The sequence below is a fragment of the Marinobacter sp. EVN1 genome (assembly GCF_000475375.1).
GTDB classification, from domain to species: Bacteria; Pseudomonadota; Gammaproteobacteria; order Pseudomonadales; family Oleiphilaceae; genus Marinobacter; species Marinobacter nauticus.
The window spans coordinates 1-22,976 of the sequence record NZ_AXCB01000028.1 but is presented as its reverse complement, the minus strand read 5'-3'; the positions used below and the strand labels follow the sequence as shown (position 1 = coordinate 22,976).

Annotated in this window: 16 protein-coding genes and 1 pseudogene; 6 read left to right on the top strand and 11 right to left on the bottom strand. The window is 51.4% G+C overall.

Translation table 11 applies throughout. The features are described 5' to 3' along the window. The first annotated feature begins 91 nt into the window (after positions 1–91). On the top strand, positions 92–769 hold the full coding sequence (locus Q674_RS33555) for a hypothetical protein (RefSeq protein ID WP_031210228.1): 678 nt from the start codon (positions 92–94) through the stop codon (positions 767–769). Positions 770–953: 184 nt separating this feature from the next. Here the strand turns inward: Q674_RS33555 and Q674_RS33550 are convergent, their stop codons facing one another. Together Q674_RS33550 and Q674_RS41685 are read right to left on the bottom strand one after the other, a co-directional pair. Then, the gene (locus Q674_RS33550; RefSeq protein WP_227501228.1) at positions 954–2,411 is read right to left on the bottom strand and encodes a hypothetical protein; all 1,458 of its coding nucleotides are present in this window, start codon (positions 2,409–2,411) and stop codon (positions 954–956) included. 33 nt (positions 2,412–2,444) lie between these two features. Further along, positions 2,445–2,669: pseudogene (locus tag Q674_RS41685) on the bottom strand (competence protein CoiA family protein); the annotation flags it as partial. A gap of 138 nt (positions 2,670–2,807) precedes the next feature. Between Q674_RS41685 and Q674_RS33545 the strand changes: the two are divergent. The 3 genes from Q674_RS33545 (at position 2,808) to Q674_RS33535 (ending at position 4,646) form a co-directional block, all read left to right on the top strand. Continuing rightward, positions 2,808–3,812 (top strand): hypothetical protein, encoded by a 1,005-nt coding sequence (locus Q674_RS33545; protein ID WP_023009231.1) that lies wholly within the window; start codon positions 2,808–2,810, stop codon positions 3,810–3,812. A 305-nt stretch (positions 3,813–4,117) separates the two neighbouring features. Then, positions 4,118–4,366, top strand: coding sequence for a type II toxin-antitoxin system Phd/YefM family antitoxin (locus Q674_RS33540; RefSeq protein WP_023009230.1), 249 nt, complete (start codon positions 4,118–4,120; stop codon positions 4,364–4,366). Continuing rightward, the gene (locus Q674_RS33535) at positions 4,356–4,646 is read left to right on the top strand and encodes a type II toxin-antitoxin system RelE family toxin (RefSeq protein ID WP_023009229.1); all 291 of its coding nucleotides are present in this window, start codon (positions 4,356–4,358) and stop codon (positions 4,644–4,646) included. Before Q674_RS33540 ends, Q674_RS33535 begins: the two co-directional genes overlap by 11 nt. Before the next feature lie 82 nt (positions 4,647–4,728). On the opposite strand, the gene Q674_RS33530 is transcribed toward Q674_RS33535, so the two are convergent. After that, positions 4,729–7,059, bottom strand: a complete 2,331-nt coding sequence (locus tag Q674_RS33530) for a TOTE conflict system archaeo-eukaryotic primase domain-containing protein (RefSeq protein ID WP_023009228.1) — start codon at positions 7,057–7,059, stop codon at positions 4,729–4,731. 1,447 nt (positions 7,060–8,506) lie between these two features. Here Q674_RS33530 and Q674_RS33525 point away from each other — a divergent pair. Both Q674_RS33525 and Q674_RS33520 read left to right on the top strand, forming a co-directional pair. After that, complete coding sequence (locus tag Q674_RS33525; RefSeq protein ID WP_023009227.1) at positions 8,507–8,914, top strand: hypothetical protein; 408 nt, start codon at positions 8,507–8,509, stop codon at positions 8,912–8,914. A gap of 128 nt (positions 8,915–9,042) precedes the next feature. Next, entirely contained in the window at positions 9,043–9,672 is a 630-nt protein-coding gene (locus Q674_RS33520) for a recombinase family protein (protein ID WP_023009226.1), read from the top strand. Positions 9,673–9,915: 243 nt separating this feature from the next. Here the strand turns inward: Q674_RS33520 and Q674_RS33515 are convergent, their stop codons facing one another. The 8 genes from Q674_RS33515 to Q674_RS40940 form a co-directional block, all read right to left on the bottom strand. Continuing rightward, a complete protein-coding gene (locus Q674_RS33515; RefSeq protein ID WP_023009225.1) occupies positions 9,916–10,251 on the bottom strand; it encodes a hypothetical protein in 336 nt (111 codons plus the stop codon). Continuing rightward, a complete protein-coding gene (locus Q674_RS33510) occupies positions 10,248–11,597 on the bottom strand; it encodes a PD-(D/E)XK nuclease family protein (protein ID WP_023009224.1) in 1,350 nt (449 codons plus the stop codon). The genes Q674_RS33515 and Q674_RS33510 overlap by 4 nt, the downstream gene beginning before the upstream one ends. Before the next feature lie 78 nt (positions 11,598–11,675). Continuing rightward, positions 11,676–12,431, bottom strand: a complete 756-nt coding sequence (locus tag Q674_RS33505; protein WP_023009223.1) for a hypothetical protein — start codon at positions 12,429–12,431, stop codon at positions 11,676–11,678. Between the two features lie 25 nt (positions 12,432–12,456). After that, positions 12,457–14,499, bottom strand: a complete 2,043-nt coding sequence (gene brxL / locus Q674_RS33500) for a BREX system Lon protease-like protein BrxL (RefSeq protein ID WP_023009222.1) — start codon at positions 14,497–14,499, stop codon at positions 12,457–12,459. After that, on the bottom strand, positions 14,499–16,844 hold the full coding sequence (pglZ, locus tag Q674_RS33495; protein WP_023009221.1) for a BREX-1 system phosphatase PglZ type B: 2,346 nt from the start codon (positions 16,842–16,844) through the stop codon (positions 14,499–14,501). Before pglZ ends, brxL begins: the two co-directional genes overlap by 1 nt. Further along, entirely contained in the window at positions 16,844–18,091 is a 1,248-nt protein-coding gene (locus tag Q674_RS33490) for an RNA-binding domain-containing protein (protein ID WP_023009220.1), read from the bottom strand. Before Q674_RS33490 ends, pglZ begins: the two co-directional genes overlap by 1 nt. Before the next feature lie 6 nt (positions 18,092–18,097). Continuing rightward, positions 18,098–20,758, bottom strand: coding sequence for a TrlF family AAA-like ATPase (locus tag Q674_RS33485; RefSeq protein WP_023009219.1), 2,661 nt, complete (start codon positions 20,756–20,758; stop codon positions 18,098–18,100). After that, positions 20,755–22,976: Eco57I restriction-modification methylase domain-containing protein (locus Q674_RS40940; protein WP_152526076.1), on the bottom strand; the 2,222-nt coding region annotated here is incomplete at its 5' end. The genes Q674_RS40940 and Q674_RS33485, both read right to left, overlap by 4 nt.

Genomic DNA, 22,976 nt, shown 5'->3' with positions numbered 1-22,976 from the left:
CAAGTTCATTCCCGGCCTGGCGACCGTCCACCGGACGCCCCTATCGGGTCGTCGCTTGTTTTGGCGTCATACAGACTAAGGAGAGTCGATTTTGGATTTAGCTAATGTAGTACCGTGGGGGCGATCGCTAAAGGAATACCAAGCGATGTTTGGGCTATCGGATGATGATCTGAACAAGAAAATCCTAGGTTGCGGTGATGGCCCCGCAAGCTTCAATGTAGAGGCAACAGAGCGTGGGTGCCAAGTTGTTTCCTGTGATCCGGTTTACCAGTTTCAAGTCGACGAAATACGTCGTCGTATTGATGAAGTTTACCCTGAAATCATGACTAAGATGCGGCAGGACGCAGACAAGTATATTTGGAGGTCACTGAGTAGCGTCGAGCATCTTGGCGAGGTCCGTATGAATGCCATGTCGGGGTTCCTGGCCGACTTTGATGCCGGTTGTCAGCAAGGGCGGTATATATCAGCGTCTTTGCCATCATTACCGTTTTCCGACTTCGAGTTCGATTTGGCACTCTGCTCCCACTATCTTTTTCTCTACAGTGACCATGTGGATGGGGCAACTCACCTTAAATCAATGCGGGAGCTATGCAGAGTGGCGACCGAAGTCCGTGTCTTTCCTGTTTTATCCTTAGACGGAGAGGTCTCGAAGCATTTGGATCAGGTAATGACCGCATTATCTGCCGATGGGATTGATGTCTCATTGCAGCCTGTTAGTTACCGGTTTCAAAAAGGTGCTACTGAGATGTTGGTGGCAAATTCCGTATAACCAGTAGCTATTGGCGGACGCGCCTACGCTGCGCTCCGGCACGCCGCAACGCCAAGCGTTATCGAACCATCTGAATGTTCGCTTTGCGACCTCTGCTAAACCCTTCAGCGGGCAGAAGTCAGTCTTGTGAGCCATACTTATAGGCCCTCACCCTCTAAAGAGGGCTAAATCATGACATTTCCTATCAGCCATGCTCTCTGCGACCTGCTCCCATTGGCGGAAACAATGGTAAACATCGCAACCGGTGCGGCAGTGTCTCCAGATACGAGCTGGTCAATTCAATATCCCATAGCTTCGAGCAGTTGCACTCCTTACAGGAATCACCATCAGTAAGCTCCTGAAAGTGGCTACAATGGTTACACCGCTTCACATCCTTCACGCCCTTTTTGACGAACAAAGAGTTGACCAGGGCGAGCAGGTGCGCGATTCGTTTTTCGTTGTCTTCGGTATATTTTTTCCTCCTCTCGATTTCAGCCAGCCGTTGCCATTCAGGCTCAGCTCGGACCGGTTTTCGCAGTTCGAGAGCGGCGTTCTCCCCTTCCAGTTCTACAAGTCGTGCCTTCTCCGCCTGTTCGGCTCTATAGCCGTCCAGAGCTGAAAATGAATCGAATTTTACGGTGAAAGAATCTCCTCCTCGATGCTCCAGCGTCAGCAGCCCTTCGCGAGCCAGCCTTTTGAGGTAGTTCAGAACCAAAAGATAAGGACTCGGGATCATCCGGTTCTCGGCATCGGTGAAAAACCAGACACCCTTTTTTCCGTACCATTGGCCCCTGTTGCACCCCTGGATTTTTTGCTTATGCTTCAGTTTGATAAGCTCCGCGATCCACTCCACCAGACCAAACTCTCGCACAACGGCTCGCTTCACATCGTTGGCCCGCAAACTGTTCCGAGAATTACCCTGGATAAACCGTTCATAGATAAACGCCTGCCAGACGGTGCGGTGGACCCTGAAAATCCAGTCTCCATTTTGTTCGTGGGCCAGTGCTGCTGGCAGCTCATCACGCCGAAGGCGCTGAACGATAGCCTGTAATGTACCGCTATCCAGCCGCGGTTCCTGACGTTGCTGATCGGATGTCTGGGTCTGGAGCTGTTCAAGTTGGCGACTATATTGTTCGCGAAGCCGGGATTTACGGCTTTCTATCTCGACCTTCCTCTTTTCTGCGGCCTGTTCAGCTAATCGGCGCTGCTGACGCTCTATCTTTGCCTGTTCAACGCCGGCCCGATGCTCGGTAATGAACCGCTTCACCTTCTCATGCAGTGTCTGGTGAGCGGCCTTGATTTCCTCGCGGTACAGCTGGCAGGAAATCCATTCGCGGCTGGCTTCGGATAGCACCTCTTCGGCGAACAGCTGTTCGTTTGTCACCAGGTCTTGCGGCAGCATGCTCAGGTCCAGTTCAACCAGATTCTTTTTCGCGAATCGCTCCCGTTTGTCTCCGGTGACGGCATGGGTGACATAGACCTCGATGAGTATTTCGATTCCATCGCTGGTCACACCAATCACATCGGGTCTCAAGCCATCCACTGTCTGCTCCAGCCGGACCTCGACAAACTCCAGTCTTCGACCGGGGACGACAATTTCTTCTGACAGAACGTCTCCGGTCGGCATTTTTTTCCCAATACTGTGCCGGAACTCCGGAATCACAATATATCTGCGATCATCAATTATCTGCTTGGCCATCAGGTGAACGGCGCTCTCGTATCCGCCAAGGCATTCCCGTGACTGATGGTGCGAAAAGTAAGGCCGCTTTCGTTCACCCTGGTTAGCAATCAGAGCGCTGCCGCAGCCCGGGCACACGCATTCGCACGCCAACCCCCTTTCGGTACCCTGAGGCGGGTAGAGCCGCCCCTGTCTAAGCCCGAAGGGGACTCTCAGCCCATCGTTGCTCGTATCCACTGCCATTTCTGATCTCCTTTCCTTCACGTGGCGACAACTCTCTCTGTTAAGTTGAGTTGTCTTCGGTCAAGTCGGATAATCATCAAAAACAAGCAGTTATTCGTTCCATTCCGGAAATTCCGGAAATACAGGGGTCAACAGGCTATGAATTCTTTGGCGGAAAGCGTTAATGAGAGACAGGCATCCTTCCTGGGCCGGTGCTTTGAGATCCTTGAGGACGAGCTATGCGGAAAAAGCAGAGAGAAAAACGAGTTTTACATGAACTGTATTTCTCATCTCTCCCGTCACAATTATCTGACCACGACACAGATTCGGGAATGCGACACGAGCTCAGATGAGGAGCGAAAGAGAGACGACAAAACGTATCGCAAGTGGCTTCAGGACTTCATGGCAGCACTCAATTCAAACCGAAGCCGCCTTCAAACCGAACTGTCCCAATATAGACTTACGAAGTTTCCTCACATTGAGTACGTAAAGGGGATCAAGGGCAAAGAGGCACACTTTTACGTCACATCAGATGATGCGACCACCGGTGATAATGGTGTAGCCGGCGGTGATGAATCGACTGGCGCTATTGGCTCCGACTACTCAACAATCCGATATAAAACAGAGAAAATCAGCCGCCCCCCCTGGTATCTGAGCATCGCTAACCCTCTCTTCAGGACGCAGAAGGCACGCGGGCTATCTGCCTTGTCTGCACTGGTCGTGGTGTTTCTGCTGCTCCCACTGGCTATCGGGTACATCTACCTTTTTCACCCGAATGATCCCTGGCTGGTTGCCCTGTTCGCTGTCCTGCTGGCAGCAGATCTGATGCTCACAGCACCAACACTGAAGATCCTGCGCCTGATTACTCGGAAGATCACTATTGTTGATTCGATCAGGCTTCCATTAAGTAGTGTCTGTATAGCCGAAATTACCAACGTCGGGGCGAACAACCCATCAAGCACCGAACGACACCTCTCGGTTGTTACAGTTTCTGCCAATTGCCCTGTGTGCAATGATAAGTATGGCCTTGAGAGCTCAGTCTTTCTGGAACAAAGGGGATTAACAAACAGTCGGATAATCGGGATTTGCTACAACAATCCAATGATGCACCGCTACACATTCGACAAGGACCTAATGACCGGAGAGCGTCTACAAAACGTCTAAGTGAGGGAATCGTAGATGGTCGCCTCCTGCTTGCCATCCGCTCCCCGGTAAAATCAGACCCTGGTCTCCTATTTGTGGAAAGAACTTGGTAGTTTTTCCTGGCCCAGCCCGAGAGACCATCAAGAGCTTCAAAAAAATAGGCACTTTGTCGTGTGAAACTGAGAGGAAAAGTTTTCTGAAAAAATGACGGTCATATCATCGAGATCGGCACAGCGAACCGAGACCTTTTAACCAGTCTTTTCACTTGCAAAAACTCGTATTCGCTATCATCATGTGACCTGTTAAAAGGTCTCTGGAGTAATCACATGACCCATCAAATCTACTCAGAAATTACTGCAAGCATCTCAGAACTCAAAAAGAACCCTATGGCAGCGGTAGATTCTGGTGAAGGCTTCCCCATTGCCGTTTTAAACCGGAACAAGCCTGCATTTTACTGTGTTCCGGCTGAGATCTACGAAGCCATGCTTGATAGACTGGATGATCAAGAATTGGTTGCTATTGTGAAAGAACGCCGTTCAGAGCCAAGCATCCGGGTTGACCTGAATGAGCTTTAAATATGGCCTTGCGTTCAAGCCCTCAGCCCTGAAGGAATGGAAAAAGCTGGCACCGGCCATTCGGGACCAGTTCAAGAAAAAACTCACCAAACGACTCGACGATCCTCACGTACCAGCGGATGCCCTCTCCGGGCTTTCAGGTTGTTACAAAATAAAGCTAAGGAGCGTCGGGTACCGTTTGGTCTATCAGGTCGAGGATGGCGAGATTCTCGTGACAGTTATTGCGGTAGGGCGACGTGAGCGCGGCGATGTTTACAGCAAAGCCAGCGGCCGTATTTAGATTTTGGGTGTCTCGTGCCTGAGCTTACCTGGCTCTGTATTCGTCAGCTGGGCCGCGAAACCATTTACTGTAATTACCGTAATTACAGTAATCGTGTTTGCCCGGATGCGGCAGAGAACTGATACCCCATAGCCTTGTAGCCCTTCTCCCGCTTCCGGAACATCCGCTCAAGCATGGGTAAACCCGTATCCAGGTAGTCGTAGATGGTCACCTCCTGCTTGCCATCCGCTTCCCGGTGAAGTCTGCCCGCATACTGAGACAAAGTTCCTTTCCATGCGATGGGCAAGGCAAGAAACAGCGTATCTAATCTGGGAAGATCGAATCCCTCTCCAACGTATTTGCCGGTTGCGACAATAACTTGAACGTCTGAGAGCCGGGCTTCTACTGCCCTGCGTTCTTTTGCCCCCATTCCACCCCGAAGCACGACCGATTCCACCGATTGGTCATCTAACAGGTGAGCCAGAACCTCCGCATGCTCACGACGCTCTGTAAGCACCAGACATTGGGCGCCATTGGCCGCACAGCTCACAACGTCCTGAACGATGTTGTCATTTCTGGAAGGATTTTGAGAAAGCCAGTGATAAACAGATGCAACGTGAGGGCGTTGGCCAGCAGTTGAAATATCGGCTGGTGGCAGGTCGTGTCGTTCTCTCACGATCACACGCTGTGCAAACTTCTGGCTGTGTTCTATCCGAACTTTGTGCCGGACCGGTCCGGCAACCATGAACATGATTTTCTGGTGGCCATCCTGGCGATCAGGTGTTGCCGTGAGCCCAAACACGTATCGGGCACAGACCTCATTCAAAAGCATCTCATAGCGTGGTGCTGAGATATGATGGCATTCATCGATAATGACCTGACCATACTGCCTGACCAGATCCGAAACGGTATTGTCTTTCTTGTTAATCAGGCTCTGGTAGGTTGCAACGTCAATCTGACCTGTTGGTTTCTTTTTGCCACCGCCGATCACGCCCACTTCGGCGCCGTCAATGAAGGTTTCCAGGCGTTCCTTCCACTGATCCAGCAGCTGCCGGCTATGCGTCAGAATCAGCGTATTGACCTTCCTGTTGGCAATAACCCCGATTGCCGTTACGGTTTTCCCGAAAGCCGTCGGGGCATGCAGAATTCCGGTATCCCTCTCAGTGAGGGACTTTACTGCCTTCTCTTGCGGAGCTCTTAACGTCACTTTTAAGCTGATCTTGGCCAGCTCTTGCCCCGAGATCCTTCGATCATCGAGGTCGATCTCTACCCCCTGCTCCTTCAGAACTGTCTCCAAATCGTCGAAACAGCCTCTTGGGATGGAAATGTAGCCTTGTTCAATCCTGGCACAGGAGATGTACCGGGGAATGCCGTGGGTGGAAAAACGAAGAGCCTGGGTTTTGAAAAATACCGGGTTGGCAAAACTGGCCAAGCGCCTGAGGCGTGCAATCAATGGCGCCGGCAAATCGGATACCTTGATGTAGATATGGTTTGCCAGAGTGGCCACCACTTTTTCAGGACACCCTGCAATAGCTCCCGTCTCAATGGGTAGTGACTGCTCCCACGGTGCCGCAACGTCTTCCAAACCATTGTGCACAGGCTCATTTCCGACCAATTCCCGGACTTGTTCTGGCGTAACCGTTTTCTGAGCGCGCAGCACCATCCACTGATCCGGATACGGGCTCAAATTATCATCAACAAATACCGTACAATCCCTCGTTCGCGCCCGGTTCTGAAGGGGCAGTGCAATCAAATTTCCGAAACCACCTTCCGGCATCATGTCCTGATTGGGGAATAATCGGTCGTAGGAATCAAAAGAAAGACTTGGATGGAGCTCCATCGCATCATCCAACAGCTTGAACCCCAAAGCCCTGGCAGCCCACGCAGAAACAGACTCCGAAAAGAAGATCCACAGATGAGCGCCGGAACCAGACTGAGAGATCTCAACAAGATAAGGAATACCACGGTTCCAACAGGCCCGGGCCAGTGCCTGAACTTCGGCTTGCCAGTCGTCTTTGTCAAAATCAACGGCAAGGAGATAGCAGCGGTTATCGGGTAGCAGGGGGTAGAGTCCAACTACATGCTTACCCGCCAGATGATCGTAAATTGCGTTGAAGCCGAGAGGCTTAAACTGCCTGTGCTGGCAGTCTCCGCACTTTACCTTGGGTTTCTGGCATATTCCCGGTGCCCATTCATTTTCACAAGCGACGGCATAACCAGATCGACCGTTTGAACCCTGCCACCGAATGGCATACACGTCCGAGCGACCACGGAAGAAGCTCTGAAAAAGTTCAACTTTCTGGTTGGGCGTGAGCTGTGCCGAAACCGGGATGTTGCGCGCCTGTTGCAACTCCGATTTACGCGCAAGCAAGTCGGCTTTCTCCTGCTCAATTTCGGCCAGTCTCTGATCGATGTCAGCGAGTTCATTCGTCACGCAGTGCAACTACCTCATTGGTCGGTCTCGAAAAGGACTTTTGTGAGACTCCACGAGTTTATACATCGCTTCCAGGCTCTTAACAGTCTTTTCTGAGACCTTCTGGAGCAAGGGCCCGCCGCTCAAGCTGATTGGCCTAAATCACAGTCTCAAAACAGTCTGATAAGGGACTCTAACAAGCACACATGCTCAGGATTCGGTCCGACCGGAGATTCATTGGTAATGGTAAAATCCCGAAGTGGCCCCCACTGCGGAACAATGAAAAAAACTGGCCTGTTTCCCACTATTTGTGGAGAACTACTACTTGGAAACCAGCCCAGAATCACACTGTGTAGCATGTGAAGAGTCATGAGGAATTCTCCACATAGATAGTAGTGTGGAGAAGTCTGGGCAGTTTTTTCTGGCAGTAGCCCAACCCGTGAGATTATCAACAGCTTCAAAAGAATCCTCGCGAACCTTTTCAGCAATCGCGAAAAAACTACAGCTGGTTCTTCACTATTTGTGAAAAATTGATCGCGCTCGCAGGCAGGCTCTGAACCGCTACACGTGGCAAGCGAATAGGTAGCAAATTTTCACAAATAGTGAAAAAACCCAAGAAGTTTTTAATCAGGACATCTGGGCAAGATCGGCCCTTGTTCCTATTTGTGAAAAATTCCGACTCTTTTTTCACATAGATAGTTATGTGAAAAGAGCCTGGCTGTTTTTCTGGCCGTGGTTCACCGCTAGAACGCCATTGAAACCGGTGCAACAAACCTACCGATTGCTGAGCTTCACAACCCCTGACTAATTTTTAGTCAAAATGTAGCTTTCAAAGGACAAAAAAGGCGTTGCCTCGTTCGCAGTACTGGCTTATCGATCGTCCCATGAGCCAAAACCGGTGCAATAAACCTACCGAACCGGTGCAGCAGACCTACCGTTTGCACCGGTAACCAGTGCCGCAAACCTACCGATCCGTCTTCCGGACACAATTCCTCACCAGAAAGTCTTCAAGTGACCCTCCTGGCTCTGCCGGCCCGGTAGAGCCTTCAACCTTCGCCATACTTTCCGATATGAAACGGCGAATGAGCTGTTCGGGTGCAATACCCAGATCAGAGGCGTAACGCTCAAGCCGATCGGGCATTGTGTCAGTATCTCGGTAACGAACGTAAAACTCTCTCAAAGCTCATGTCTCCTGATCACGGGAAATAGCAATCGATCCTTTTGGACGAGCCAACAGTAATTATCACCACGATTTCATCGCTGTAAAACTGCACTGATAGCACACTAGCTCAACTTTGTTACGCCAGAACAAACCATTGATTTTTATATAAAAATTAGCTTACCAGGACTTGCATTTTCACTTTTTCATGCGATGATTTTGTTAGAACCTGAGTGGGCGTCATGACTCAAGACTGACTTGCTGCTATGCCCACGATTGACCCACTAAAACCGAAGCGGTGTGGATGGAATGAGTATTTGGCATGAAGAATTGGAGATCGCACTCTGGCCTTTGGAGGATCAGCCGCTGGGCAGTGCAGGACTGACATTCGCCATCAGCAATTTGCTGTCACGCGCGGAGGCGTATCACCAATGTCGTGTGGGTTATGTGAAAGACCGGCGAACCCAAATGGAAACAATGCCGCACTGTTGGATCGAATTACCGGATGACTGGTGTATCGACCTCACGCTCCGCCGCTGGCTGGATGATGACGATGCTATACCCCATGGCGTGTTCCGGTTTTCAGACCATCAACGAGTCTGCTACCACGGATCGCCACTGCAGGTACCTCATCTCGACGATGAAACGCTTGAGGCCATGACTGATGGCATACATACATCGATCAGACTTCCACCAATGATCGATCGTGCAGCGTAAGCCGGTTTCGCTGGTTCCTTTAAGGTACACATCAACGGAACCAGGTAACCAGCTCCGCAGATAACCAAAAGAACCATCTAAAACAGACCGGCCTCACGGAACCATCTATAGCAGACTGAGAAAGAAAAATGTTCATCCGAGCTTACCTGAGAGCATCAACCCGGGAACAGAATGCCGATCGGGCAAAGGAGTCTTTGATTCAATTTGCCGAACAGCACGGCCACCGGATCGCAGCTTTCTATACTGAGAATGTTTCCGGAGCAACTCTGCACCGGCCTGAGCTGATGAGGCTGATTGCCGAGTCCGGTGAAGGCGATATTGTTCTGGTTGAACAAATTGACCGTCTTGCCCGTCTGAAACAGAAAGACTGGGATATCCTGAAACAGAAACTGAGTGCCAAACGGCTTTCAATTGTTTCACCCGAACTTCCCACAAGTTGGCTGGCTCTGGATCGGAAAGATGAAACCGGCTTTACTGACTCTATCCTTCAAGCCGTGAACTCAATGATGCTGGATATGCTGGCCGCCGTGGCTCGTAAAGATTACGAGGATCGCCGCCGGCGTCAGTCCCAGGGGATAGGTAAAGCCAAGGCGGAAGGTAAATACCGTGGGCGGCAACCAGACATCAAACGCCGTCAGCATGTGGCCAGCTTGCTGCGCACTGGCCACAGCTACAGCGAGATTCAGGAAATACTGGGATGCTCCAGACACCTGATTGCCTCTGTCGCAAAAGAGCAAACGCAGTCCGAGGCTGCCTGATGGGAGCTGTGTTCCAACCACACAACAGAAGGAGATCTCTCTGTGGTCGATCTATCTGCAACACTGATTGGCTTTGCCAGCTTTGTTCTGGTGGTACTAACTATCTGCGGAGTCGCTTACTACAACGCAGATGACTTGCAATCCTGGGCTGAAAGCACACTTAAGAAGTCATCAGACGACAGCAGCCTTTAAGAATTAATAGGCCACTGCAGTAGTTTTCCCTGTGCCAGACCAACCCAACACTCATTCATCACATAACGCGGAAAATTTACTCTCGGGCAGCCACTCGATCGCCAAACGGTTGCCTAGAATCTGTACGACCCCTTGGCCAGCATTGGGCTTGCTATGCTCGGCTCGATACACCAGCAAGGTATCCAGCAACTCCATCAAATCCATTTTGAAGCCGGAATCCTTTAATGCATCGTGATCCGCATCCTCAAGCTGCCAACGAGCATGATCGAGTCGGTTATCATCAGAGTCACTCCGGAAAAATACTCTCCCTTCCGAAGTACTCTGTGTCAGATACTGTTTCGCCAGTTGGTCGAGCCGATTTTGATCAAAGTTGCCGTCGTAGCTCATATCGCGGTTCCTTTTGATACGGTCGTACTATCAGCACAACCCAAGGTTGTTAGTAGTTGGCCCAGAATTCTTTGCTGTGGGCTGTTGGAAAAGTCGGCCAGGTGAATGATGCCTTGGTACTCGAGAGCTTCAGCGTATGTCATAACCCGAGGAAATACCTTGCTTGCCAGTGCCGCAGGCTCTGAAAGCTTTAGAGGTCGCAACAGGTCCTCCAAAGACCTTTCAGCCTGCTCCGTCAGCAGGCAGCCCGCATGGAGCATCTTGGAGCCGTAAAACAGCATAAGAACCACCTTTTTGGCCCATGTGCCGGTCTCCAGTCGATAAAAAGCGCCCCTGTTACGCGTCCCATTACCCGGTCGGAAAAAATTGAACCTGCGCGCGTACAGGAGGCTGCAAGCATCATCCTTGAAGGTGTTATGGACGAAAGGGTTCAGCAACTCGGCATTTTCCACTCCGATCCTGGTCATATCACCATTACTGACAAACGGTGCGAACAGCTCCTCCAGATTGGTTGTCATCGCCTGTTCAAGCCAGCTTGCGTGGATGGCCGGTAACTCGCTGGCCAGTTGGATTGCCTGCTCATGGTGTCGCTTGCCGTCGGCAATACCCGCTTCGAGAACATCTTTTAGCGTTTTCACCTTGCTCACATACTCCTTTGTTGCCCGCTCTACCACCGCCTGGTAATCCCGCAACGCCCAAGCGATATGAGATTGTCGATCAACTTCGTTGGCACATGACTCAAGCCACGTATGAATACTGTCTTGTCCGATATTCTTTCGATAACTGAGATTTTGATAGTGAGCAATTGGCAGGCCGCTGGTGTTGAGCAAACGCGATGTACGGTGGCAAACGGTCAACCCACCCAAACCGAACGCAGAGGGAGCCTGTCGATTTTTCGTCAGGTAGATAAACAGGGTGTCGTCTGCCTGTGCTGAATCCGTGGCTCCAACAGCCTCAAGGTAGCGTGCCACCTGCCTGTACTGATCCTGCGCATTAAGCTTATTTTCGATGACGATCTGGCGTTTGCCATCGGTTATCCAGAGATCAATCTGATCCTCTTGGCCATCCGGGCAATGTTCTTTCAGCACGGTTACAGATGTCAGATCCAACCAATCCTGTCGTCCAACAACTTCCAGGAAAAGTTTGAGAAAACGCGTTCCCTGGTAATGCTTCCCCTTAGGATTCAGCAGTGAATAGATAAACCGGGTATGAAGGCGGACTTCATCATTTACCGACAGAACCGAGCTGAGCAGATTGAAGTCGTTCAATCCCCGTTGTTTTTGTTGGGCTTGTTCGTCCTCAAGTGCGTCCAGTGCAGCAAAGAGTTCTTCCCATGTCGAATCCATCTTATTTGCCTTGTTCCGTTTCCACCTGATCTGGAGCAGCGCAGCTTTAACAACGGTGGAGTGTAGCGAACTGCGTACTCAAACAGGCGAATCAAGAGCCGCCAGAAGCGCTGCCTGAGTACCCTTCAGATCTGGAAGGACATCCTTCTCCGCAAGTAAAGTTTTGACATCCGATTGAAACCGCCCCAGAAGGGCCGATAGGCCAAATGATTCGGATTCAGCCTCGATCTGTTCCAGAAAACCTTCAGCCAGAGCGTTAGCCACCCCTGAAAGGTCGCTGGCAGGATCAATGATGTCTTCAAAGTGTTCTGCCAGTACAGCGGAGAGCTCCGCTTCTGAGAGCTCAGAAAAGACAACTCCGTCAGTGACCAGGTGAAATCCCAGTTCATCAGCTCGGTGGGGACCAATTATGCTTATGTCAGGTCCCTGAGCCGCCTCCTGGATCCGCTGGTAGGCAGCAAGATTAATGTCGTCAATACAGATAGCCCCAACTCCCAGCTCACCATCCTGATCTATTTCACCAAGCTCATCCCGGCTGCAGGCGGTCAGGCAAACCAGAGTGCGGTCGTCTAACTTGTCCAACACACCAGTAATTTTACTTCGGATGACGGACTCCATATTGTCCATGAACGAACCTTCTTGCTGACACCAACAAAATTCATCCCAAACATGGCGAGCAAAAACATCTTCAAAGACATCGTATGGAGCCACGCTGCGCAGCTCAGCAATAACGGTTTTGACCAGCTTATCCATCTCGGATTCGCCAGCGGAGGCTGCCGCTGCTTTTAGTCGTTCAAGACCGCCAAAATCCACTTCAACCACATTCTTTGTCACAGAAATCCCTCCCTGAAAATCACCCCTACTCCACCATCGCCTTAATCAACGCATCCCGGGCATCAGAGTAAAACTGAATATCAATCTTGGTTGCCATCTCGTCCGACAAATCAAACAACTGCCGGCGGCAGGCAACGGGCATCAGCAAGGCCGTTGCCCCCTTCTCTACCGCGATCTCGGCAACGGTCACCGGGTTATGCACTGGCTCTACCGAACCGCCCAGGTTGATCTCACCCACAATAATCAGGCCGCCTCGAACGCTTTTTTTCAGCAAAGCGGTGCTGAGGGCAATCAGTGAGGCCATGCCGAGTTTGGCGCCGGATTTGGAAGCGTCGAAGGCTCGCAGCTGCACGGTGAATTCGTGCTGGCGAGGGTCTTTGTCGCCAACCAGTTGGGCCGATCGGGCGTACAGGTTCTGCTCGGCGTAGCCAATGCTTTCCTTGAAGGCCGGTGGCACTGGTTTATTCAGTACCTTCACGCCGGACCCCGGGCCTTCGTTCACCTCAATACGGTAAAGGCCGGGATGTTCTTCTCCGGTGCCCGGGGAGATAGACCAGACCTGGCCAGGTTCCAGCGGGTCGTCACCAATGCTGTTTTCACTGTGCAATTCCGGAGTGGAAACGAACTTTTCCACACCGTCCTCGCCCATCACATAGCTGAAATGGGTATTCCTGAACTCTGCCGCGCCAATACGTTTCTGCTGCTCTTTCACTCGGCGCCGGGCTTCCATCGCGATGCGTACCGCCCATTCAATGTCTTCGTCCGGAATCTGGGCCTCACCCGGGTACAGCAGTTTCAGCAAGCCACTGATGCTCTTGTTCACCGCATTGGTGTCCCGTCCGGACAAAGCACCACCAAAAAACACGCGATTTTGAATCACACTCAGCCGGCTCTGGTTGCGAAGCTGACTCCAGCACTCGGAAAGGAAGTCACTCACCAGACCAAAATGATTGGTCAGCAGCTCCTTGCTGACTTTGGGCACATCCCAACCTGGCAAGAAAGCATGAATACGATCCATGAAGGCGGTATCGTCCTTCATTTCCGGTGGCATAGGGCCAAACAAGTGACCAATGCGCTGCTGGTGCTCAACATCCACATCGAAGTTGCCCACCAGCACAATACTGCCGTCCGCCCGAATGTTCTCCTTGCCACGACTGAACTCTCCGGACTCCATATAGCCCTTCATGATGTTGACGCCGTCTTTCTGGTCGAAAGAGATTCCGGAGACTTCATCGAAGCAGACAACATCGTACTGACAGACCAAACCACGCTGTCCGTTCGAGTTATTCACAAACATCTTGGCGACGGTCGCTTTACCACCTGAAATCAGATGAGCATAGGGAGACACCTGCTGGAACAGGTGACTCTTGCCGGTGCCACGGGGACCAAGCTCCACCAGGTTATAGTTGCGCTCAACAAACGGCACCATGCGCAACAGCATGGCATCGACCTGCCGCTCAGACAGGCCTTCAATCTCGATACCGGTAGAACGCAGCAGGAAGGCTTTCCATTCATCCGTGGTAAAGCCCTTTCGGGCTTCTGCCAGGGTATCCAAAACATCTCGCTTGGAGAGCTGGATTTCCCGCAAAGACTCCACCCCAAATGGCCGGCCTTTGTTTTCCTGGGCAATGGCGGCATCGTAGTTCAGGGTAATCTCGGCGTAGAAGCCACCGGTAAGCATTCGCTCATGCTCATTCACCAACTCTGAAGAGATACGAACATCCGTCAGTCGAAGGCTGGGCAGTGTTGCGATGTAACTATCGGTCTTTGCATCCAGGCGAGCGGTAATCAGGTCAATGATTTTGACCTCACCGTTCTCCCTGGCCCGGGCCTTGAACAACTCCTCCTCACCCGCCTTTACCGTGCGGGATTTGAGCTGTCGCTGAACAATCTCCAGCCCTTCATCGATTTCTTCCTGGTCGGTGCTTGCGCAGTAGCGCCCCAGCAGAAACTCCACCACGTAGGTAGGCACCGGAAACTGGCGGCTGAAGGTTCGCACCAGGTCTTTACGCACCAGGTAGCCATCCAGTGCGGCGACCGCTTTGTTATCAATCTCATCCAATACCATCACACATCTCCCCCACCAATCCTTGTGTCGGTCTGGGCTACCAGAGCCCCGTTATCGTCCAGCAACACCACCACGGCGTTCTGGCCTTCCATGTCTTCGTCTTCCACCACGACCGAAGCTCTGCCGTCTTCCTTCAAGGGCTTGGCACTGAGCACGACACTGCTGGATGCTTCCCCGGCACGGGTACGAATATCCAGGGTCAGGCCTTTGTACTGACCTTCCACAGCTACCGTGCAGCGAAGCCCCTTCCAGACCAGATCGGTAAACTCAATTGCTGCCTGAGTGCCCGCACCACCCGTTACAACCAACTGCAAGGTCAGGCACTCCTGCAGGCTCAGGCCGCCGTGGGCATACTCCTCACCGTTCTTGTAACAGCTGACACCATCAGCCAACGCGAAATAGTGGCTCGGGTTCCAATACCAGGGAAATACCCGCTCCTGGGTGTCTGCACCGGGCTTGAGCGCAGCACAGCGGCCCCATTTGCTGTCCGCGAGTACGCTTGGCAACTCGGTTTTGGGCAAGCCTCCGGGCAACAACAGCCAACCATGGTCAGTCACCACCCGAACCCGCTTCCAGCCGGCAGCCAGTAATTCGGTAATCCGGGTCTGAACCTCCTGCAACAGGTTGTCCAGGTGTTTAGCCAGCTTCCAGCCCCGGTCGTGGCCTTCATGATCGATATCGCCGAACTCGCACCAGGCAAAGCCCTGGCCATCACCATTGTCCGTGCGGTCCAGAACACGCCAACCGGCCTCTTTCAACAGCTTCTTGTGATGATAGCCACCCTTCAGAGATTGGCCTGTCTCGGCCACAGCGGGTTCGAAGTCAGCGCTGGCGTCGTCACCTTTGATCTTGTCCCGTACCGGAGACACAGCCACCTTGCCCGTGGCCGTGACACTGGGCAGCGCCGTCCACACCGGAGTTTCAGAAATCTCCAGGCCCGCCGTTTCCAGGCGCTCAACCAGACGTTTACCGGTATCAAAACGCAAACCATCCACAAACAGCACGCAGTCGCCCTGCTCAGCCGGGAATTTTGGAGCATTCTCATAAGAGCCGCCGGGGTAACTGGCACCGTCCATATGCCTTTGCAGATAGCGGGCCGAATCTTCCATCCAGGGCAGATAAACAGACCGGATGGCTGCGGTAACGGCATTCAGGTCATCGTTGCTGGTTACTTCAGCCAGCGCCCGCATCACGCTGTCATCCACCTTCCAGCCAGTACTGGCATAGCCATTGGCAAGATCGGTAACCGTGCCGGCCGCAAGAGCCGTTTTTGCGTGTTCAGCCATGGTCGCCAGGTGCTTCAGTGCCAACGCGAGGGATGCCTCGCCCAACTCAGCCCATACCAGTGAGCGGCGGCCACCGTGGGCTTGCTCCAGCTCTTTAAGCTGCTCTATGGCCTTGTGAGCCGGCATATTGCTCAGTGCCAGCAGATCCCGGCGTAAATGCTCTTCCTGGCTTTGGTTCCACTGTGGCCAGCCACCGGCCACGGATTCATCAGCGAACAGATCGAAAGCCGGCGGCTGGCACTTACGGATCTGGTCCGGAATGTGTGGATAACGATTGGGCGCTTCGCAGAACCGCTCCCACACCGCCTGCCAGGGGCCTTCGTGATTGGCCAGTTTGTTACACCCGGCCAGAATACCGTCCTGCTGAGGATTGAACGCCAGCTGGGACTGACACACCGAAACAAAGGCCTGCCATTCGTTCTCGCCCCGGGCGGCCTGAAATGCCTCACCCTGGTCCAGCCACAACAACAGGTCCCGGGTGGGATCACCGCCGGTCAACAGGGTATTGAAGTAGTCTTTATCCAGCCGTTTGCCCTTGAGCAGCTCAACTTCCTCATCCAGCAAACGGTACAGCGCCAGCTGCATCGCGTGGCGGCTTTCGCTGTCCTGGGCGACATCCAGGCCCAAACCGCCCTGGTCGGATTTCAGATAAGCCAGAATGGTCCAGTCCTTGGCATTCACCTGCGACCAGATCACACCCCGGTACTGCAATTCCGCCAAAGGTTTCAGTTCATCCGGGCAGCTCTCCACCGCCCGCAAATCCTGGCGGCTGACGCCGGGCAGATACAGAATCGGTGCCTTGCTTTCCGGTAACTCAACATCTTCCGCGAAACCGGCAATGGCATAGCGAAGCCAGATTGCCGGGCCAGTGCGTTTCTCCGGGGCGTAATCGCCCAGCACCATCAGCTCGGGCAGCTCAGCTTGGAGCACCGGAATAACGGCTTCCCATTGGCGATCACGGTCGGGCCAGAGGATGCAGGCGGGGGCTACCTGGATATCCGGGTTGAAAACTCCCGACGACCGCACTGCCTCAACAAGACGCTCAGCGAGCTTAAGCATCAGGTTTCGGCTCCTTGCTTGTACAAAGTGGTTTTCAAATAATCGTCCGTAGCTTCAAAAGATGGCTCGGTACCATTGGCCTCTCGCATCAACGGGATCACTTTCTTGCGCACACCCATGCCACGGGAGTCGACGTAGCCATAATCACGAAGGATATCCATAATCATGGGATTGCGCGGCGAGCGCTGACCATCGACCATCTTTTTTATTGTCATGGAGTTGTGAAGCTTCCCGGGGCTGATTACTTCGAGCCTGTCTGAATAAACCGTTACCTCGATATCCACCGATTTCGTCCAATCGCGGTGCGCCAGCGCATTCAGGACTACTTCACGGATTGCCTCTTTTGGGTAGTGCTGCTGCTTGCCTCTTCGTAGGCCCTCATCGATCCTGTCGTCTTCTTCACTGATAAACGGATCAATTTGTCGAGCGAAAATCTCTATAAGCCCTTCATCCACCAATTCTTTTTCGCCTGATTCAGTGGACCTCCACCTGGCGACAAGAGGGCCGTCAAGTGCGGTATCAAGCTTTGCGCGGTATTCCTTGTCATTTCCCTCAAAAACTGTGAGCCTAATACCTGCCTGACGGAGATATCGACGCGGGTTTATACCAAAACAAATCAATCCTCCGACGGAACAAACCCTCCTTCCGTTTCCGTCTTCTGCCATCAAGCCCAAACCAACCAGCCTATCTGTCCATTGATCCTTCTCATCATCGGAAGGAATATCGGGGTCTTCTATGACCTCTTTGAGATAAAACTTGATTCTCTCAAGATCGAGATTTGAAAAACTGCTACCCGGAACAGGCATTACTTCAACATGGAGAAGCCCTCCACTTTCAAAAAGACGTGCCTGTTGTTCACGGCTAGCAATCTCTGAGCGATCGCCCATGCGAATGTAAACGTCTTCTCGATTACTATGCCGGACCACGTACGGCTTTGAAATTCCTCGGCCTATCGTAACGACAGCGACGCGAACACCTGGGTCCACCTCAATTTCTTCATAATAAGGAATTATCTGGGGATGAACCTTGTCGCGAAATACATTGAGAATCCATTCCTGAGTAGCATCTCTCTGCAAGCCTGTAATCGTCCTATCATCCTCTACTCCCAATAAAATGCGCCCGCCTTCGAAATTGGCGAAAGCCACAATTTCTTTCGCCATTTGTTCGGGGCGCACATCATCGCGCTTGAACTCAACTCCCGAGTTCTCCCCGTTAGAAATTATTTCAAGCAGCTCTGATTTCAGCATGATAGATCAAAACCCATATTTATATTTACGTTGATTAAATGCATCTCTTCCACCCTCAAGGATTTCCGCTGCCTTTTCTTTAATGTCTCTGACATCGATGGCACCCTGGTGATCGAGTGGCATAACAGCTCTGTCATCAGAGGCTTCCAAAACGCCAATCCACTCGGCATCGCCGAACACAGGAATATTGGCGTTATGAGTTGCAAATATGAACTGGCGGGAAATTTTTGCTGAACGCAACTCCGTAACAATCCGGTCAGCGATAAACGCATTGTCCAAGTTGTCTTCAGGCTGATCCATAATCAATGGGTCTTTGTTCTGTAGCAACAACAGGTGAAGAATGGCTGTGCATTGCTGCCCTGTTGAAAGCCTATCAATTGACCGATAGTTTTCGGCTCCCTCATGCGCTGTATTTAACTCTATGGAAACACAGTCAGGTAACTCAATCTCTTCTAGGCTAAGTATCTTTTCCTGAGGTAATCGCGCCATAGCGTCTGCAACGGTCTGTGTGATTCCCCAACCGGCACCTTGCAGCGCATCAGCCCCTTGCCGTATACGTTGAGCGAGTTTAACCGGAGAAAAATCTTCTGCATCAAAAACCCATTTCAACCGACCAGCTCCAACGTTGTCCATATTGCAGGCTAATAAATAATCCACAATTGGTTGTCGATCCGCTTCTGGATCCACAGTCAATCTCATCTTTCCTTGGAGTTTTCGGCTTAGCTTTTTCAAGGAACGTTCAACCCTGGCAGAACGTTCTGATCGGATTTCCGATAAATCATTGAGTGTCGCCTGACGCTGCCTTGAAAGTTCAGACAGTAGTTTCCTGCTGTTTTCGATTAACGCTTTCTTGGGTCGTATCCGCTCAACATCTTTGAGCAAATTTTGAAACTCGATCCCAACTTGTCGGCCTGTTTTCCCTTCGGCAGCAGGAAGCTCTTTAAATGTATTCTCGAGCTTTTCATCTTCTTTCGCTATCTCTTCTCTTATGGCCCCCAGAAGTTTAATAATTTCTTGGTAATTTACTTCATAGAATGACTGCCACTGACTAATAAGATCTTCAGCTTTTCCCTTAAGCTCATCTATTTTTTTTCGCACAGAGATAAGATCTTCTTTGTGTGGGAGTCTGTCGACCACATTAGCACTCAAGAATGTCAAGTCTGGGAGATTTTCTCTCACAGACTCAAAGGCCCCGTTTAAATGCGGAAGTTCTTCAGCTTCTACTCTATGAAGCAACCTTCTTTCTGTTTCCAACAACGGAACAATCTTCAATTTTTCTTCAATGCCAAGGCTCTTGAACTGCCTTATTTTCTCTTCCAGCTTTGGAATTCGAGCCACCTCGTCTTCCAAATCAGCTACCGATCTTTGGGCCTCCAGTAGTTTTTTCCGGTTTTCCTTTAGCCTATTTACGGCTTCTATTATCTTTTCCTCGTCATCATGCTTGCCTTTATCCAAAAATCGAGAGAGCAATAAACTCTGGCTCGCGGGATCTTGAGCAATCTCATATATTTCATTTTGGCCGTACAGCTCTATTCCCGGAAGCAGCTCATTCGGTGAAAAACTGGATGGATTTCCTTCCTCATCAACGAGAACGGGATCCTCGCCATAACGACGGGCAACCTTAAACCGACGCCCATTCATCTGAGATGAGCGAATGACAACTTCCACTCTAGCCTTGGATCGACCAAGGTTCTCTTTAACAATCTCTGAATGCTGTTTGCGTGCAGCCTGCCCAATTGGCTGTATACCTAAAACAAACCTTAGGCTTTCAAGGAGAGTGGTCTTGCCTGTGCCCCTTCCGCCGATAATGGCATTCAAATGCTCAGAGAAATCTATTTCTATTCCATCCAAGTACCCCCCGACTATCTTCAGTTTCTCAATTCGGGAAAAATATTTTTCGGAGCGATCACTGTTTAATCGGACTCGAGATCCTGGGTCTTGAAAGGCAAGTTTAAAGGATTCAAATGATGGTCGCGTCATCTTGATTAGGCAGGAAGCCTTTGGGTTAGCCAAATCTTCGGGAGAAGCTACATCCTTGGCATTAATGATCGCGACGGGTATTTCCCTCCGGTAATTTGGATCTTTATTCAAAAGGATCTGGCGATAACCTTGGTTCTGCTCATTCTTGAGGTCTTCCATTGAGCCTGGAATTTGAGCAGCTTTTAAAAGAGGATCCTGCCATACATGCACCAAGTTCTGCCGAAGAACACCACTTGCATCGGTGCAGTGTGCCGCATACGAAAAACCGTTAAGGTCTTCGACACGGCGAAGGATTTCCTGTCCGCCATAACGTGATGGGCGAACTCCATCTGATGGATCAGATAGGCCGAGCTCCCCTAGGTAGCGGTTTAAATGAGTTGTAGTCGTATCCTCTGGAAACAGACACACAAAATGTGCCTTTTCTGTTGAGGCAATTTCGAAGCCCGGGAAAACTATAATGCCGTGCTCGTTCATTAACCTTCGAATCGAATCAACGGCGTCAACGTTGCCATGGTCTGCAATACCGATGACCTTGATATGGTTTTCCAGAGCGACGTTCAGGAGCTGGCGATTGTATTCATCCTCTGACAACTGTTGCTCGGCACCCCGATACTGAAGATACCCCGCGGGATTGACCTGCAATGCACATTTCCAGAATCTGGCTTTGGTGTACGTTTCTGCCGTCATTTTGAACGCTCCTGTCTTGCCGCCTCTTTATCTTCAAGACTCAGATGGTGGTCGTTGATACGCTCACCTTTAAACGTGTGGTACCAGGCTGCCGACTCCACATCCTTGCCACGGTCTTTGGTCCATTTGATGTTGGGTTTGTCGCGCAGGATGCCGGCGCCTTTCTTTTTGACATCCGCGACGGTCATGAAGGGGCGGATGTTTAGGCGCACGCCGTCGTTTAGGTCTGGTTCCCAGCCAATCGGCTGTTGTTCGATGGGCTTCCAGCGCACGAAGATGTCATAGGGATCTTCGCCTTCGAGGATCTGCTCCAGCTTTTTCTTCAGGGCTTCGGCAGCGGCGAGGCGTTCTTCGGCACCGTCGATGCCGCTGTTCTTATCCTGCTTCTGGCGGCCGATCCAGTCACCCAGGTATGTGTAGATCAGGGTTTCCAGGTTCTTGCGATCGAGCTTGTGGTAATTCACCAGGGCCGAGAAGCCGTCCGGCAGGCCGTCCCAGATGTGCCAGATGAAGGGGCGGTTCTGAAAGAGTTTGCAGTGCTGGGTGAAGAACTTGTCTCGCAGCCAGGTTTCCAGGGTTTTGCCGGCGTGGCCAGCACTCTTGAGCAGTTCTGCCAGAACATCGGTGGACCAGGCATCGCCATAGGCAGCGGCCAGAAGGTTCAGCAGGCGGTCGGCGGCTGAGGCCTCACCACGCACCGGTGGGATACAGACAATGCCATCTTCATCGGCGAAGGGAAGCAATTGCTCGCAGCGCATGACCCATTCACGCTGCTCATCGGCCAATTCCATTTCGGTATCCAATTCAGCGGGCCAGCGGTAGCCGAGCAGGCGGGCAACGGCGACTTGCAGGACTGTGTCGTCCGTGCGGAGCGGGCCTTCGGCTGTCCACTTTTGTTCTTCGTCCCACACAACCGAACCGCAGGGGTGGCCGTGGAAGATCCATTGGGTGGGGTCGTTAGTGTAGGGTTTGGGCAAACCGTGGGGGTATTTGTTTTCGCCGACTTCTTGCCAATAACCTATATCGAAGGGGATTTTTACCAATGTGGCATTAGTTACATTTTTCTTCTTGTCGATTTTTCTGACTTCGTCGTGGAAGTCTTGGCTTGAGCAAAAAGACCAAATTGCTGGCAAATGATCCTCTTCAGCGGGAATAATTGCAGCACTGGATTGGTCGTATAGGTTTCCTGAATACAGCGTAGCTGGAAGAGTGCGAGTTTGCCGAATTGCAACCCCAGGCTTACCCCACGCTTCTTTACCTTTTATGTATGCCAAGGGTGATGTTTGAAGTTCTCCCTTTCCTTGCTCCCACCGGATTGCACCATCTCTTCCTGTGAACTTCTCTGAGGTAGAACAGGGCAGCTGGAAAAAGCTCCAGACTTGGTTCGGCCACTCAACTTCATGGAAAAGAAAGACAAATCTCGGGGTGTCACCGTTTTGAAGGCCAACATAAGACCCGGCAATGGTTGAGAGCAACGGGTAATCAGATGCATCGAATAGGCCAATTCTGTAATCGGGGTTAGTCAACTGTTGACTCTGGAAATATCTTTCCGTTACTGCATTTTTCAGATAAAGGTTTTTTTGCACTACTCCTTTTTGAACAGTTGCGTTGATACCGAGATAGCAATCTTCTGGCCTTGGTTCGCCTTTTGTGAATGAAATCAATGCCGCAAAAGCCCCAGCTGCCTGCGGGCTCTCAAACGCTTGCTCTCCAAGGTCAGCCAAACTGTTCCAAGTAGCCTCTTTTAAAAGGCGCTCACGTACTTTTTCATAAGACTTTAGGAACAGCCATTCATGAGGGGTGACCACAGATGCATTTCCTCCTACGGCTAGAATATCCTTTATCCGTAGAATAAACGCAGTTGCTAAATTCGATTTTCCGGCTGCATAGTTTTTCTCAATATAATCTTGGCTGGCTTCAACTAGCTGCTTTGTCTCCTTGAATGGAACATTTGTGATTACCCACTGAAATTTTTCAGTAAGAATCTTGGCAGCGTTGGCGGTACCTTTTGCAACCACCCCAAGTTCACTTTTATCGATATCTTTCAGCTCAGACAATGCTTGCGACAAAAGTGGCTCGACTTCTTCCCATCTCAGTTCAAACAGGGACCCTTTCCCCAAGGGAGGCTCTGAATAAGTCTCCAAAATCAGCGATAATACGGCCATCGTCAATCGCATAGGATCGTTGCCAGCATGGATCAGATCACCTTCTCCGAAGC

Coding starts and splice junctions, on each gene's coding strand:
- Q674_RS33545 (WP_023009231.1), top strand. CDS start 2,808: ATGAATTCTTTGGCGGAAAGCGTTAATGAGAGACAGGCATCCTTCCTG.
- Q674_RS33540 (WP_023009230.1), top strand. CDS start 4,118: ATGACCCATCAAATCTACTCAGAAATTACTGCAAGCATCTCAGAACTC.
- Q674_RS33535 (WP_023009229.1), top strand. CDS start 4,356: ATGAGCTTTAAATATGGCCTTGCGTTCAAGCCCTCAGCCCTGAAGGAA.
- Q674_RS33525 (WP_023009227.1), top strand. CDS start 8,507: ATGAGTATTTGGCATGAAGAATTGGAGATCGCACTCTGGCCTTTGGAG.
- Q674_RS33520 (WP_023009226.1), top strand. CDS start 9,043: ATGTTCATCCGAGCTTACCTGAGAGCATCAACCCGGGAACAGAATGCC.
- Q674_RS33515 (WP_023009225.1), bottom strand. CDS start 10,251: ATGAGCTACGACGGCAACTTTGATCAAAATCGGCTCGACCAACTGGCG.
- Q674_RS33510 (WP_023009224.1), bottom strand. CDS start 11,597: ATGGATTCGACATGGGAAGAACTCTTTGCTGCACTGGACGCACTTGAG.
- brxL (WP_023009222.1), bottom strand. CDS start 14,499: ATGGTATTGGATGAGATTGATAACAAAGCGGTCGCCGCACTGGATGGC.
- pglZ (WP_023009221.1), bottom strand. CDS start 16,844: ATGCTTAAGCTCGCTGAGCGTCTTGTTGAGGCAGTGCGGTCGTCGGGA.
- Q674_RS33490 (WP_023009220.1), bottom strand. CDS start 18,091: ATGCTGAAATCAGAGCTGCTTGAAATAATTTCTAACGGGGAGAACTCG.
- Q674_RS33485 (WP_023009219.1), bottom strand. CDS start 20,758: ATGACGGCAGAAACGTACACCAAAGCCAGATTCTGGAAATGTGCATTG.